This window comes from Terribacillus aidingensis (assembly GCF_040703035.1).
Taxonomy (GTDB): Bacteria; Bacillota; Bacilli; order Bacillales; family Amphibacillaceae; genus Terribacillus.
Genome location: NZ_CP159996.1, coordinates 2,514,730 through 2,529,703, shown reverse-complemented (window position 1 = coordinate 2,529,703; position 14,974 = coordinate 2,514,730). Strand labels below are relative to the sequence as shown.

The 14,974-nt window shown below is 44.2% G+C and carries 12 protein-coding genes and 1 pseudogene; 12 read left to right on the top strand and 1 reads right to left on the bottom strand.

All coding sequences use genetic code 11. The features are described 5' to 3' along the window. From ABXS78_RS13330 to ABXS78_RS13275, 12 genes are all read left to right on the top strand, one after another. Positions 1–1,518, top strand: coding sequence for a flagellar hook-associated protein 2 (locus tag ABXS78_RS13330; RefSeq protein WP_366247602.1), 1,518 nt, complete (start codon positions 1–3; stop codon positions 1,516–1,518). Positions 1,519–1,540: 22 nt separating this feature from the next. Continuing rightward, positions 1,541–1,939 (top strand): flagellar export chaperone FliS, encoded by a 399-nt coding sequence (gene fliS, locus ABXS78_RS13325; protein ID WP_366247601.1) that lies wholly within the window; start codon positions 1,541–1,543, stop codon positions 1,937–1,939. Beyond that, positions 1,939–2,292 (top strand): flagellar protein FliT, encoded by a 354-nt coding sequence (locus ABXS78_RS13320; RefSeq protein WP_366247600.1) that lies wholly within the window; start codon positions 1,939–1,941, stop codon positions 2,290–2,292. Before fliS ends, ABXS78_RS13320 begins: the two co-directional genes overlap by 1 nt. A gap of 174 nt (positions 2,293–2,466) precedes the next feature. Further along, entirely contained in the window at positions 2,467–3,039 is a 573-nt protein-coding gene (raiA, locus tag ABXS78_RS13315) for a ribosome-associated translation inhibitor RaiA (RefSeq protein WP_366247599.1), read from the top strand. A gap of 722 nt (positions 3,040–3,761) precedes the next feature. Next, positions 3,762–6,278 carry a preprotein translocase subunit SecA gene (secA, locus tag ABXS78_RS13310; protein ID WP_366247598.1) on the top strand — a complete coding sequence of 839 codons (2,517 nt, stop codon included), beginning with the start codon at positions 3,762–3,764 and terminating at the stop codon, positions 6,276–6,278. 92 nt (positions 6,279–6,370) lie between these two features. Continuing rightward, a protein-coding gene (prfB, locus tag ABXS78_RS13305) for a peptide chain release factor 2 (protein ID WP_366247597.1) occupies positions 6,371–7,469 on the top strand; the annotation gives its coding sequence in 2 pieces (ribosomal slippage) (positions 6,371–6,433 and positions 6,435–7,469; 1,098 coding nt in all). A gap of 74 nt (positions 7,470–7,543) precedes the next feature. Further along, on the top strand, positions 7,544–7,846 hold the full coding sequence (locus ABXS78_RS13300; protein WP_366247596.1) for a cytochrome c: 303 nt from the start codon (positions 7,544–7,546) through the stop codon (positions 7,844–7,846). Positions 7,847–8,125: 279 nt separating this feature from the next. Continuing rightward, positions 8,126–8,812, top strand: a complete 687-nt coding sequence (gene ftsE / locus ABXS78_RS13295) for a cell division ATP-binding protein FtsE (RefSeq protein WP_366247595.1) — start codon at positions 8,126–8,128, stop codon at positions 8,810–8,812. Further along, positions 8,802–9,689 carry a permease-like cell division protein FtsX gene (gene ftsX, locus ABXS78_RS13290; protein ID WP_366247594.1) on the top strand — a complete coding sequence of 296 codons (888 nt, stop codon included), beginning with the start codon at positions 8,802–8,804 and terminating at the stop codon, positions 9,687–9,689. The genes ftsE and ftsX overlap by 11 nt, the downstream gene beginning before the upstream one ends. 48 nt (positions 9,690–9,737) lie before the next feature. Then, on the top strand, positions 9,738–11,144 hold the full coding sequence (locus ABXS78_RS13285; RefSeq protein WP_366247593.1) for a peptidoglycan DD-metalloendopeptidase family protein: 1,407 nt from the start codon (positions 9,738–9,740) through the stop codon (positions 11,142–11,144). 147 nt (positions 11,145–11,291) lie between these two features. Next, positions 11,292–12,719, top strand: coding sequence for a S41 family peptidase (locus ABXS78_RS13280; RefSeq protein WP_366249944.1), 1,428 nt, complete (start codon positions 11,292–11,294; stop codon positions 12,717–12,719). Positions 12,720–12,831: 112 nt separating this feature from the next. After that, a complete protein-coding gene (locus tag ABXS78_RS13275) occupies positions 12,832–14,028 on the top strand; it encodes a PDZ domain-containing protein (protein ID WP_366247592.1) in 1,197 nt (398 codons plus the stop codon). Between the two features lie 84 nt (positions 14,029–14,112). Here ABXS78_RS13275 and ABXS78_RS13270 read toward each other — a convergent pair. Continuing rightward, positions 14,113–14,927, bottom strand: a pseudogene (locus ABXS78_RS13270) (lipid II flippase Amj family protein). Positions 14,928–14,974: the final 47 nt, after the last annotated feature.

The window sequence follows — 14,974 nt, the reverse complement described above, 5'->3', positions numbered from 1 at the left end:
ATGGTAGATAGTATTTCTGGCAGCAACTCTATGCGAGTCGGGGGTCTTGCGTCCGGAATGGATACGGATTCCCTTGTAGAGCAGTTGATGAATGCTGAGCGTCAGAAGCTTTATAAACTTCAGCAGCAGCAGATAAAATTGAATTGGCAGCAGGATGCATACAGAGAAGTAAATACGTCGTTATCTAGTTTTGATAGTAGTTTACTTAACATGAAATTATCCACTACTTATAACGTGAAAACTACATCATCGACTAGTTCTGCTGTTACAGCAACAGCAACCTCTTCGAGCGCAAATGGGACATATTCCATTCAAGTGAACGAGATTGCAACTTCGGCGATTAATGTAAGTCAGGCAGCAATCGCTGGAACAGACTTCGATCCCAAAGCAGAAATCGGAGATCAGAGTTTTACAAATGGTACTGTTACCGCAGACGATTTAAAGTTCTCTATCACAACCTATGATAAGAATGGAGAGGCTCAAACAACCGATTTTGAATTTAGCACAACTGACAGTCTAGATAAAATCCTGAAAGATATCTCAAACTCAGATGCAGGTGTTCGAGCTTTTTACGATGAACAGTCAAAAAAAGTCATCCTAGAAAAAAAGGATACTGGTGATTTTAATACAGCTGGGAAAGAAATTGAATTTAGTAATAACTTTTTCAATAGCTTCCTACAGCTTGATCAATCTGCTGAGACTGGCGGTGTAGATGCCAAATTCACATATAATGGCGCATTGCCTATAACGTCCCATAGCAATAGTTACACGCTAGGCGGTGTTACATTTAATTTTACCGAAAAAACAGATAGTCCAGTCAAAGTTACAGTCTCCAATGACGTTGATGCGGCATTTAACAAGATAAAAGACTTTGTCGATTCCTATAATAAGATAGTAGAAGACATAAATGCTAAACTCAGCGAAAAAGTAAATCGCGATTATCCGCCTTTGACAGATGATCAGAAAAAAGAAATGTCGGAAGATGAAATCAAGCTATGGGAAGAAAAAGCGAAAAGCGGCATGTTAAAAGGAGACTCTGTCCTTCAAAACAGTCTCTACTCACTGCGCTCTGCTTGGTATAATAAAGTAGAAAGTGACGGATCGTATACACAGCTTGCACAAATTGGTATCACTACTTCCAACAACTACTTAGATAATGGAAAGCTGATTATCAATGAGGAAAAATTGAAGGCTGCATTAACTGAGAATCCGGATGGGGTATACAAGCTTTTCTCTAATGACGTGGAAGGCGGAGACAGAGGAATTGTCAATCGGATTGAAGATACATTAAAAACTACGATGGACAACATATATCAAAAAGCTGGTAAGTCAACCTACACAAATGATCAGTTCTCTATAGGTAAAAAACTTAATGATGTCCAGGACCGAATTGATAGCTTCCAAGACTATCTTATCCAAGTAGAGGATCGCTACTGGCGCCAATTCTCTGCTATGGAACAGGCCATTAGTCAAATGAACCAACAATCCGCTTATCTAATGTCCAACTTTGGAGGATAAGCGCTAAAGGAGTAATACAATCATGTCGGTACAAAATTACCAGGCGTATCAGCAAAATTCTGTCCAGACCGCTTCTCCAGGTGAGCTGACGCTCATGCTTTACAACGGCTGTATCAAATTCATCAAATTTGCCCAGCAAGCCATTGAGAAGAAGGATATTGAATCGAAGAACACCAATATTCAAAAAGCACAGAACATCGTGCGGGAGCTGATGATCACTCTAGACCCGGAGGTGCCAATCTCAAAAGAGATCATGCCTTTGTATGATTTCATCAATCAGCAGCTTATCCAAGCCAATACCCACAACGATCAGCGAGCACTCAGCAGTGCATTGGATTTGATTACCGATTTCCGCGACACATGGAAAGAAGTCGTAAAACAAACCCGCAAGCAGCAATTCGGCACAGGAGCAACTGTCTGATGAATCGGGTGCAGGCACTGTATGATACGACTGCCCAGCTAGACACACTCGTCAGCCAGCCGGTAACAGCTGAGAACCGGGAAGAAGTCGTCCAATCCCTTACAGCACTTTTAGAAGTCCGCTCTGGACAGCTGGAGGAGCTGAAGCCGCCTTTTTCGACGGAGGAAAATCTTTTGGGCAAAGAGCTTCTGCCGATGAATGAACGAATCAGCAAGCAGGTTCAAAATATTTTCGACCAGTTAAAGACTGATATTCGTACAATTAAGAAGCAGAAGCAGTCCGGCAAGAAATATATAAATCCGTATGGCAGCATGCATATGCTTGACGGCAGATTCCTCGATAAACGTAAATAAAAAGTGCCTGAACCGATTTGGTTCAGGCACTTTTCTTATGTAAAGTTTTGTTGAGAAATTCGTGACAAACTTCGATTAAACTTCTTATTTTTCTGACTCTTTTCTGTGTTTATGAAGGTATTGTAAAGGGAATGTAGAAAGTATCCTCATAAGGATGAAAGGAGGACACTTGTTATGAAGTACAATATTCGTGGCGAGAATGTCGAGGCTACAGAAGCGATCAAGGACTACATCGAGAAGAAGGTAGGCAAACTGGAGAGATATTTTGATTCCCCGGTAGATTCCGAGGCTCACGTAAACTTGAGTGTGCATAACAATGAGTCGAAGATTGAAGTGACGATTCCGATGAAGAACCTGCTGTTGCGGGCAGAGGAAAGTCATTCTGATCTATATGCTGCAATTGATCTGGTTGTTACGAAGCTGGAACGTCAGGTTAAAAAGCATAAGACGAAAGTGAATCGACGCTCCCGTCAAAGCGGAGATGCACCGAAGCATGCATTCGCTGCAATGGAGAATGAAAGTGCAGCTAGTGCTGTCGTCGCAACGGAGGAAGAAGAAGATCTGAGTCCGTACGAGATTGTGCGAAACAAGCGTTTTGACTTGAAACCGATGGATTCCGAGGAAGCGATTTTGCAGATGGATTTGCTGGGTCACAACTTCTTCGTATATACGAATGCGACGAGTGGAGACACAAATGTCGTTTACAAGCGTAAAGATGGAAGATATGGGCTTATCGAGCCTACCTAAAGAAAACTGGAACGCGGCAGACGCATTTGCGTCTGCCTTTTAATTTGGTCCGTTTTGCAAAAACGCAGAAGGAATATTTCAAAATCACTTAAAAATTGGGATGAAAGCTGTCGGATGATGACGAATTCTAGTGTTTTATGGAGGAAGTCCTTCGTCGTTTTACGAAAACGGTCGTTTTTCCTTTCGAAAGTCCCATGATATAAATAAGTCAGCTACAACAAAAGGAGGTACTGACCATCAGAGATTCAGATTATGCTGTCCACCGAGTCTCCCATTCCCAACTCACACAGCATGAGCATACGATCACACAGCTGCTCGAGATCATCGCAGCGACCAATCGAAGGCTGGCGGAACTTCAATGGAAGCAAGAGCAGCTCGAACGCTGGTGCATCGAACAAATGCAGCGGGATCTGTCCTCCAGATCACGTGTCTTCTGAGGGGCAGTCTTCCTTTTCCCCCGCAAGACTCCACCAGGATGTCGCAGCCTCCTCCCTTGGGGCTGCGCATTCCAACTGATGGTGGCTCATGCGGCTGGAGTAGCGATTACAATATTGCGAATGTCTGACATGGCACTCCTTCCATGTAAAGCGGCGTCCCGGGACTGGGCGCCGCTGTTTTTTTGTTTTTGGAAGGAGCTGGTTTCCCTTTCTTGTAAACCGCTAAACCTAGTGTTATTATTATTTTTGGACTATACTTTTTTGATTTAAAAGAGGAGCGTTATTATGCGTGGACTACTTAAACGGGTGTTTGGAGACGGTACGCAGAAGCAAGTCAGCCGTGCCCAGAAAACAGCCGAACAAATAGAAACATTAGCAGATGAATATCGAGCATATACAGATGAACAATTAAAAGAAAAGACAAATGAATTCAAAAAGCGCTATAAGGATGGCGAGTCCTTGGATGACTTGCTGCCAGAAGCATTTGCAACCGTAAGAGAAGCAGCTGATCGTGTACTCGGCATGCGTCCTTTCCATGTACAGTTGCTAGGCGGTATCGCCATTCATGGCGGAAACATTGCCGAGATGAAAACAGGGGAAGGTAAAACACTTGCAAGTACGCTGCCTGCATACTTGAACGCTTTATCTGGCGAAGGTGTGCATGTTGTCACAGTCAATGACTATCTTGCAGGACGTGATGCTGAGAATAACCGTCCGCTATTCGAATTCCTTGGGTTGACTGTCGGACAGAATAGCTCGGGCATGACACGTGAACAGAAGCAGGAAGCATATGCGGCAGATATCACATATAGCACGAATAATGAGCTTGGCTTCGATTATTTGCGTGACAACATGGTGCTGTATAAGAACCAGATGGTACAGCGTCCGCTCAATTTTGCCATCATCGATGAGGTCGATTCCATCTTGATCGATGAAGCGCGGACACCATTGATCATTTCCGGTTCAGCTGCTAAATCAGCAAGCTTGTATACACAAGCTAATTCCTTTGTTCGTGTGTTGAAGAAGGAAGAAGATTATACGAATGATATCAAGACTAAGTCCGTTCTTCTGACTGAGGAAGGTATCAACAAGGCAGAGAAATTCTTCGGCCTGGAAAACTTGTTCGATTTGAAGAATGTATCCATCACGCATCATATCAACCAGGCATTGAAAGCCCATGTGACGATGCAGCGAGATACGGACTACGTTGTAGAAGACGATGAAGTCATCATCGTTGATAGCTTTACAGGACGTCTGATGAAAGGACGCCGCTACAGCGACGGTCTTCACCAGGCAATCGAGGCGAAGGAAGGTTTGCAGATCCAGAATGAAAGCATGACGCTGGCATCGATCACTTTCCAGAACTACTTCCGTATGTACAAAAAGCTTGCTGGTATGACCGGTACAGCGAAGACAGAGGAAGAAGAGTTCCGTAACATTTACAATATGGACGTGCTTGTGATTCCGACGAATAGAGATATCACGCGTCAGGATAAAGCTGATTACATCTTTAAATCCATGGAAGGCAAGTTCCGTGCGGTTGTAGAGGAAATCAAGGCTCGTCATGAAACTGGTCAGCCTGTGCTTGTCGGTACAGTAGCTGTCGAAACTTCCGAGCTGATCAGCAAGCTGCTGAAACGTGCTGGTGTACCGCATAATGTATTGAATGCGAAGAACCACCACCGTGAAGCGGAGATCATTGAGGATGCCGGTCAAAAAGGTGCGGTGACCATCGCAACGAACATGGCTGGCCGTGGTACAGACATCAAGCTTGGTGAAGGTGTACGAGAGCTTGGCGGACTTGCTGTTATCGGGACAGAACGTCATGAATCCCGCCGTATTGATAACCAGCTTCGCGGTCGTGCCGGACGTCAAGGTGACCCTGGTGTGACACAGTTCTACTTGTCTATGGAAGATGAACTGATGCGCCGCTTCGGATCCGATAACATGCGCAGCATGATGGATCGTCTAGGCATGGATGACAACACGCCGATTGAAAGCAAGATGGTATCGCGTGCTGTAGAATCAGCTCAGAAACGAGTGGAAGGGAATAACTTCGACTCACGTAAAACAGTTCTTTCTTATGATGATGTCCTACGCGAACAGCGGGAAATCATTTACAAACAGCGCTTCGAGGTAATCGATAGCGATGACCTGAATGCTATCATCGATGAAATGGTCCGCGATACGGTTCATATGGTTGTTCAGGCACATACTGCTGACGATTCAGAGGAAACTTGGGAGCTGGATGCATTGGTGGAATATGTACATGCCAACCTGCTGCCACAGGACAAGCTTACAGTTGATGAGCTGAAGAACAAAGACGAAGAAGAAATTGAAGAATTGCTGCTTAAGAAAATCGGTGAGCATTTGAAACAGAAGGAAGAAGAAATGACTCCAGATCAAATGCGCGAATTCGAAAAAGTTATCCTGCTTCGTACAGTTGATACGAAATGGATGGATCATATCGATCAGATGGATCAGCTTCGCCAAGGTATCCACCTGCGCGCGTATGGTCAGAACGATCCGCTTCGTGAATACCAGCTGGAAGGGTACAACATGTTCGAAGCGATGATTAGTTCCATCAAGGAAGAAGTTACGCGTTACGTACTGAAAGCAGAAATCCGCGATAACCTGCAGCGTGAACAAGTTGCCAAAGGTGTCCAAGCTGTCAGTGGCGATGATACACAAGCCGATAAGAAAAAGAAAAAAGCTCCAGTTGTCAAAGGTGACACGATAGGGCGAAATGATCCGTGCCCATGCGGCAGCGGCAAGAAATACAAAAACTGCCATGGTCAGTGATTTTGACAAACCCCTACTAATGGTTGCACGGGTTCTGTCCCAGTCATAGAGTATGATGGTGTGTGTTATAGACTTATATGAGGTGAGAGAAAATGGAATTAGCAGAAATCAGAAATGAACTTGATCGAATGGAAAAACAACTAACTGACTTTAGGGGGTCTCTTTGACTTAGATCAGAAGAAAGCCCGTATTGCCGAGTTAGAAGATTTGATGCTTGAGCCATCCTTCTGGGATGACCAGCAAGGAGCACAGAAGATCATCAATGAATCCAATGTCCTGAAGGAATCAGTGGAAGGCTATGAAAAGCTAGTATCCCAGCATGAGGATTTGGATGTTAGTTTCGAATTGGTGAAGGAAGAAGACGATGAAGATCTTCGCAATGAGCTGGAGGAAGAAATCGTCTCCATGCGTGAAGCAATGGATGAATTCGAACTGCTTATGCTTTTGAGTGAGCCGTATGATAAGAATAATGCGATTCTGGAGCTGCACCCAGGTGCCGGCGGAACGGAATCTCAGGACTGGGCGAGCATGCTGCTTCGTATGTACACGCGTTGGGCTGAAAAGCATAACTTCAAAGTGGAGACGCTTGATTACCTTCCTGGTGAGGAAGCTGGCGTGAAAAGTGTAACGCTGTTGATCAAAGGTTTGAATGCGTATGGCTATCTGAAGGCTGAAAAAGGAGTGCACCGTCTTGTGCGTATTTCCCCATTTGATAGCTCAGGTCGTCGTCATACATCATTCGTATCCTGTGATGTGATGCCAGAATTCGACGATGATATCGATGTGGACATTCGGACAGAGGATTTGAAAATCGATACGTACCGTTCAAGCGGTGCCGGCGGACAGCACGTCAATACGACGGATTCTGCCGTAAGGATTACACATCTTCCTACTAATACTGTCGTGACATGTCAATCCGAGCGTTCACAGATCAAAAACCGTGAGCATGCAATGAAGATGCTGAAAGCAAAGCTGTATCAGCTAGAAATTGAGAAGCAGCAGCAAGAGCTGAACGAAATTCGCGGGGAACAAAAGGAAATTGGCTGGGGAAGCCAAATTCGTTCCTATGTATTCCATCCATATTCCATGGTAAAAGATCATCGGACGAATGAAGAATCCGGAAATACACAAGCTGTAATGGATGGACAGCTAGATCCATTCATCAATGCATACTTGCGTTCCACAATTTAAGAGCTTTTTGTAAAATTCCTGTAACATAACAAGCTGAACCGTTATTCCATCCCAAAGAAAAGGATGCGATTCTCTTGAAGAAACTAGTTTTAACTGGCTGCAGTTTGATGTTCATGCTCTTCCTTGCTGCTTGCGGGAATAGTGATGACACGGCCGGAACACCGCAAGAAGCGTATGAAAACAACTGTGCCATGTGCCATGGTCAGGACTTGAGCGGCGGCAATGGCGGTCCTCCGCTTGATAGCCTTGGTTCTACGTATACAAAAGAAGAACTCGTGGATATCATGGAAAACGGCAAAGGCGGTATGCCTGCCGGACAGGCTGAAGGAGAAGAGGCGGAAAAAATCGCCGAATGGCTTCTGGAACAGCAGAAGTAATAAACGACAAATACCCATACAGAAGCTGTATGGGTATTTTGTTGTGTTTTTTTCCTTAGCAGCGAGTGGATGCGACAAGATACTACGCAATATATTTCAAAAACCGAGTCTATTGTCATATATTGAAACACAAATGTAATATTATTATGTCTAAAAAAATAGGAATAAGATGTTATAATGGTTTCAGGTTTGAGAGCTTTTTCGTTTGCTTTCGCCAATGTTCGACATACTTAGTTGATGAATTAGCAGATTAATATAAAAACAAAGGTGAGTTAAAACATGATAGAAATGAAGGGTGTGCATAAGACGTATTCCAATGGCGTTACAGCGCTGAAGGGTGTCGACGTGCATATCGACAGTGGGGAATTCGTGTATTTAGTAGGACCGAGCGGAGCCGGTAAGTCAACCTTCGTGAAGATGATCTTCCGAGGTGAGAAACCGAGCACGGGTATCGTGAAAGTAGATAACAAAGATTTGAGCACGTATAAAGAACGCCATATTCCAAGAGTCAGAAGGAAAATCGGTGTTGTGTACCAGGATTTCAAATTGCTTCCGAAACTGACAATCTATGAGAATGTTGCCTTCGCCCTGGAAGTAATAGAAGAGTCTCCTAAAGTGATCCGAGATCGTGTGATGGAAGTACTCGATCTTGTTGGAATAAAAGATAAAGCTAGATCGTTACCTGATGAGCTTTCCGGAGGGGAGCAGCAGCGTGTGGCAATTGCCCGGGCAATTGCGAATAACCCGAAGGTCGTGATCGCTGACGAGCCGACAGGGAACTTGGATCCAGAAACATCCTGGGGCATCATGAAGGTGCTGGAGGATATCAACAACAAAGGAACAACCATCATCATGGCTACACACAGTAAAGAAATCGTTAATACGATCAAAAAACGTGTCATCGCCATCGAAAACGGCCGTATCGTCCGTGACGAAGCAGGAGGTGACTACGGGTATGAAATTTAATACCGCGAAACGCCATCTGCGGGAAGGATCAAAGAACATCTTCCGTAACGGCTGGATGACCATCGCCTCGATCGGGGCAGTAACGGTAACATTGATCCTGGTCGGTGTCTTCCTGGCTGTAGTATTCAACTTAAATAAATTCGCTACCAATATTGAGTCAGATGTTGAAATGAGCGTTTATCTGGATCCTACACTTGCTGAAGACCAGGTTCAGTCAATCCAAGGTCAGCTTGAATCGATTGATAAAGTTGGTTCTGTAAAGTATTCCTCAAAAGAAGAACAGTTAAACCAGCTCATGGAAGATATGGGACAAACAGAATGGGATTTGTTTGAACAAGACAACCCATTGAGTGACACGTATATTGTCAAAACATCTGATCCGCATGACATAGCTTCTGTATCGGAAGAAATTTCGAAACTGGATGGAGTCGACAAAGTGGATTATGGTAAGGGGACGGTAGAGAATCTCTTTACTGTAAACAAGTACGCTCGGATTATCGGTGCGGTCTTGATCGTTGGTCTTGTGTTCACGGCCATCTTCCTGATTTCAAATACAATTAAAATAACAATCATTGCCAGAAGCAGAGAAATCGGCATCATGAAACTGGTTGGAGCAACAAACTCCTTTATCCGCTGGCCTTTCTTTATCGAAGGTCTGCTGCTCGGAGTATTGGGTGCCATAATACCAGTCGCACTAGTTCTTGGCGGGTACTACTACCTGTCACACAACTTGACTGATAACATCAGTATCGGTTTCGTCGAGATTCTCCCTTATGCACCATTCGCATTCCAGCTTGCAGGTATACTGCTGGCAATCGGCGCGATCATCGGTGTTTGGGGAAGTGTCATGAGTGTCCGCAAGTTTCTTAAAGTCTAATAAACCTACCATATATGCTTTTAAAGGAAGAAAGGGAATGAGAGAAGAATGAAGAAGATGATCAAGCCTGTTCTTGTAGCTGTTCTAGCTACGGGAGCAATCCTACATACTCCAATTCACACGTTCGCGAAATCCTCATCTGATGTACAGAGCGAGATAGAGGATCTGCAAAAGCAGCAAGAGGAAAACAGCAATAAGCAAAGCGAGCTTGAAGGTCAAATCAATAACGCAGAATCTGAGCAGTCTGAAAACCTGGAAGAGCAGGACAATCTGCTGGCGAAACTGGATGATTTGAATAACCAGATCGATAAGAATGAAAATGCTTTGAATGACAAAGAAGACGAAATCACTGAGACGAACGAAAAGATCGAAAAAATCTCTGGTGAAATCGTAGAAACGGAAGAAGACATCGACAAGCGTGAGGATAAATTATCTGACCGTCTCGTCAGCATCCAGCAAAACGGCGGAGACGTACAGTACTTGCAAGTATTGATGGGCTCCAAAAACTTTGGTGATATGGTAAACCGTCTGAACGCGGTAACTACTATCATGGATTCTGATAAAGAGCTGTTGAACGGCTACATCGAAGCGAAGCAGAAGCTTGAGGATCAAAAGCAGCAGCGTGAAGATGAAAAACAGAATTTGCAGGATCAAAAAGATAAATTGGAAGATATCAAATCTGATTTGAAATCCCAAGCAAGCGAGCAAGAAGACCTAAAACAGCAGCTTGAGGATGAATATGAGAGATTAGGCGAGCAAATTCTTTCTGCTGAAGAACAGAAAGAGCTTGCAGCTAACCAAGCGGAAGCACTTCGTTTAGCACAAGAGGATGCCGAGTCTGAGAAAATGGATCTCGCAGCACAAGAAAAAGCAGCAGCAGAAGCGAAAGCAGCAGCTGCCGCAGCGAAAGCTGCTGCGCAGGAGGATTCTACCTCAAGCAAAAAAGAGTCTTCTTCATCCAGCTCTAAATCCAGCAGCAGTTCTAGCAGTTCTAGCAGTTCATCGAGCTCCAGCAGCTCATCCAGTGCAAAATCAGCACAAGCTGGTATCTTCTCATGGCCGGCAGCAGGTCGCTTAAGCTCTGGCTTTGGTGTCCGTCAAGATCCATTCGGAAGCGGATCAACTGGCAACCACTATGGACAAGATATAGCTAATGCTACAGGAACGCCAATCTATGCTGCGGCAAGCGGCGTAGTTTCTTACAGCGGTACGATGAATGGTTACGGAAATGTTATCATCATTACACATTCCATAAACGGCCGTACGTATGAAACACTTTATGGTCACATGAGCAGCCGTGGTGTTTCTCAAGGAGAGAAAGTCTCCAGAGGACAGGAAATTGCGAAAATGGGTAACACTGGCGGATCAACTGGTTCCCACCTTCATTTCGAAATTCATGAAGGTAAATGGAACGGTGCGAAGAGTAACGCAGTAGACCCAATGAAATATTTCTAATATCAGAATTGTAAAAGGCATTCTCCATTAATGGAGGTGCCTTTTTCACATCAATTGCTTCTTTTAGTGATAAGATAGAGGGAGTTTAGCATAATAGTAGGATTAACGGATTGGACAAGTAAGAAAGGATGAGAGGCGAACGTGCAGATTAGAAAAGCGACATTCGTAATAGCGATTATTGTGGCATTGATTGTCGGGGCAGGCGGCAGCTATGCTTTTACATCATATGCAGATAAGGAAGAGTCTGGTTTCCAATCAGCTTCAGATGATTCGGGCAGTCTGACCGAGGTGGAAAATGCGTACGAGCTCATCAAGGATAATGCGTTAGCGAAACCAGATGCGCAGCAGCTGCAGGAAGGGGCAATCCAGGGGATGCTGGAAACATTGGATGATCCGTACAGTTCCTTCCTGGATGAAGAATCTTCTACACAGCTGAATCAGCAGCTGGAGTCTTCGTTTGAAGGCATCGGAGCTGAAGTGAGCATGGTCGATAAGCAGGTGACAATCGTGGCGCCGATCAAGGATTCACCGGCAGAGGATGCTGGTTTACGCCCAAACGACCAAGTTCTTGAAGTGGATGGTGACTCCTTGCAGGGGCTGGATCTGCAGGAAGCAGTAAATAAAATCCGCGGAGAAAAAGGTACGACAGTGACATTGTCCGTCAAGAGACCTGGTGTATCCGAAGAATTGAAGATTGATGTCACCCGTGATGAGATTCCAGTTGAAACTGTCTATGCAGATACAAAAGAAGTGGACGGCAAAAAAGCAGGTGTCTTAGAAATCACATCATTCTCCGAGAGCACAGCTGATGAATTCAAGACAGCGCTGGATAAGCTAGAGCAGGAAGATATCGAAGGATTGATCATCGATGTCCGTGGTAACCCAGGCGGAATCCTGACTACCGTGGAGGACATTCTGAAGAACTTTGTGACAAAAGAAAAGCCATATTTGCAAATTGAAGATAAGAACGGTGAGAAACAAGAGTTTTATACCGAATTGAACGAGAAGAAGGATTACCCGATCAATGTCCTGATTGATGAGGGGAGTGCTTCGGCATCTGAAATTCTTGCTGGTGCGATGAATCAGGCCGGCGGTTATGAGCTAATTGGGAAAACGACGTTCGGGAAAGGTACTGTACAGCAAACTGTACCTTTGGAGAATGAGTCGATGCTCAAACTGACTCTATACAAATGGCTGACGCCTAACGGAGATTGGATTCATGAAAAAGGTATCAAACCAACTGTTGAAGTTAATCAGCCAGAGTATTTCTACAGTTCACCAATCCAGTTGGATGAAAATGAAAAGCTGACATTCAATGATAATAATGACAAGATCAAGAACCTGCAAATCATGCTGGACGGCCTCGGATTTGACCCGAGCCGTAAGGACGGTTATTTCAATGAAAAGACAGAAACAGCAGTCAAGCAGTTCCAGCAGGATAATGATTTGCAGGCAACAGGTGAAGTGGATCAGGAAACAGCAGATCTGCTTCAAACGAAGATCATCGAGCAAGTTCGCGATGGCAAGCATGATAACCAAATGGACAAAGCGCTGCAGCAGCTCTTTAGTAATTGATACAAGGCCTCCCTTCATACGGGAGGCTTTTTCTATTGCCATAGGAAAACAAGAAGTATCATGTTAGAATAGACAATATACATAAGAGTTGGTTTATAGGGAGAGACACATAATGGTGAATGATTGGTTGACCGAACTGCTTTATGGGATCGGAAACTTCTTTTTAAATCCGCTGCTTTATTGGGCAGTGCTGCTGACTCTGTTCGTTTCCAACCGCAGAATCAGAAAAGAGCGGAACAATTTCGGTACGAAGGTATTTGGTTTTGGCAAAGAGTGGACAGGCACATGGGTTCTGTCACTTGTTTTCGGACTTTTGCTTACGGCCGTGAGTGTTGGAGCGGGAATCGTAGTTACACCAGCAGTCGTCTTATTAATCAGCGCTGTAACGATTCTGCTGACGTTGCTGCTTCGTTTCACATGGCTGTCATCCGCTTATATTTTCGGATTCAGTTTTCTGCTCGCTTTGGGCGCAGCGCCATATGCTGCTGACTATTTGCCGGCTGGATGGGCAGATGACCTTACAGGTCTTAATTGGATCAGCTTTGCACTGATCATGAGTATCGTTATGGTTGCAGAAGCTGTGCTGCTGCTTACAATCAAAAGAGAGGATACGTTGCCAGAGCTTGTCAAGGGTCCTCGGGGACGCTGGATTGGCCAGCATCGTTTCCGTAAGCTTTTGTTCATTCCTTTCTTCTTGTTAGTGCCAGCTGGCGCAATTGAACCGTTCGCTCCATGGTGGCCTTTCTTCCATCTAAACGGAACAAGCTACGGCCTGCTGCTAGTGCCGCTGCTGACTGGTATAGACGGTATTGCCAAAGGCCGTCCAGCATTTATTGAGGCACGTAAGCAAGGGAAAATGGTCTTGATGCTTGCGTTGCTTACCTTGGCAGTGAGTTTGGCAAGTATGTATTCCTATTACTTCGCGATCGCAGCTTTCGTTATCGCACTTATCGGCAGAGAGGCCATCACACTCTCCTTCCGGAACAAAGATCGCAAGCGCGCCATGTATTATACGGAGAGCAGCAATGGGATGTTTGTTCTTGGTGTCATTCCGGAAAGCCCAGCTGACAGACTCGGTCTGCTGCCGGGAGAGCGAATCGAAAAAGTGAACGGCGTCCGTGTAACGACAGAACGAGCATTTTATGAAGCAGTGCAATCCAACAGTCAATATTGCAAAATGGAAATCCGGGATGAACAAGGTGAAATACGGATTAAACAACGAGCGATGTATGAAGGCGAGCCGCATGAGCTTGGTATTATCTTTGTACAGGAACAGCATAAGAAGAAAGCTGTGCCTATCAGCAGTTAATGTCAAATTCGTCAATTAAAAAAGCTTACTTAACTGATTACAGTTAAGTAGGCTTTTTATTAGATTCAGATGTGTGGATTACGCTTAGGCAATGAATTTAGTGAACCAAGCTATGTATTCTGCTCCCCATATAAAGAATACTTGAGCTAGTAACGTTCCCAACAGCCTGGACGTTACCATTATGAGCGTCATACTTTTTAGTTTGTTATAACTTCCTCTTTGATTCACGATATCGTCTGCCATGACAGATAACTTGGGATCAATAAAAACTACCAAAAGTATGGTTGCTAGTCCATTTATCAATCCTGATGCCATGATTGCTGTAGTCCCTCTATCTGGAACTAATAAAGCCGCATATAATGCAGCTAGCACCCCGATTGTATAGATTGCGGTAATAAGCATATTTACGAGGAAGAGCCTTATTGGAATATCTTTCACCTTCGTATCCCGTAAATAGAAAATTTTGGAAGACTAAAATGCATTATGCTGCGCTTTATGTAATGTAATGAAAAAACCCTTTTCATTAAAGAAGGGACAGAACCTTTTTCCTCTGATAAATGAATGATCGCTCTTGAAAATAGTGCGATGAAAGTAGGAAGTAAGAGAATACCTAATGCTGTTCCAACTGTTGATGCGCCAATAAGGAAACGGAATTGAGTCTCTACAAACTCCAGCGTATTTTCTTTTGGAGCAGAATCGATTAGACTTCCTAAGAATGGCTGCTGCATCGTATTCGACAATCTTGATACAATAACCATTATGTTAAAGAGAGACAGTGCCGAAGCAATCATTTTGACTCTTGCACCGGATAATCTTACAGCATAAGCGAGTGTTTCTATCGAGTGAATGATAAAAATGAACAAAGCGATAAACAGTAATTTTTCAGTGATGATCTCCATTTTGTTACCTTCTTTTTGTAAATTGGCTTTGTACTCTATTAAACTAT

Coding starts and splice junctions, on each gene's coding strand:
- raiA (WP_366247599.1), top strand. CDS start 2,467: ATGAAGTACAATATTCGTGGCGAGAATGTCGAGGCTACAGAAGCGATC.
- ABXS78_RS13330 (WP_366247602.1), top strand. CDS start 1: ATGGTAGATAGTATTTCTGGCAGCAACTCTATGCGAGTCGGGGGTCTT.
- ABXS78_RS13320 (WP_366247600.1), top strand. CDS start 1,939: ATGAATCGGGTGCAGGCACTGTATGATACGACTGCCCAGCTAGACACA.
- secA (WP_366247598.1), top strand. CDS start 3,762: ATGCGTGGACTACTTAAACGGGTGTTTGGAGACGGTACGCAGAAGCAA.
- ftsE (WP_366247595.1), top strand. CDS start 8,126: ATGATAGAAATGAAGGGTGTGCATAAGACGTATTCCAATGGCGTTACA.
- fliS (WP_366247601.1), top strand. CDS start 1,541: ATGTCGGTACAAAATTACCAGGCGTATCAGCAAAATTCTGTCCAGACC.
- ABXS78_RS13285 (WP_366247593.1), top strand. CDS start 9,738: ATGAAGAAGATGATCAAGCCTGTTCTTGTAGCTGTTCTAGCTACGGGA.
- ABXS78_RS13275 (WP_366247592.1), top strand. CDS start 12,832: ATGGTGAATGATTGGTTGACCGAACTGCTTTATGGGATCGGAAACTTC.
- ftsX (WP_366247594.1), top strand. CDS start 8,802: ATGAAATTTAATACCGCGAAACGCCATCTGCGGGAAGGATCAAAGAAC.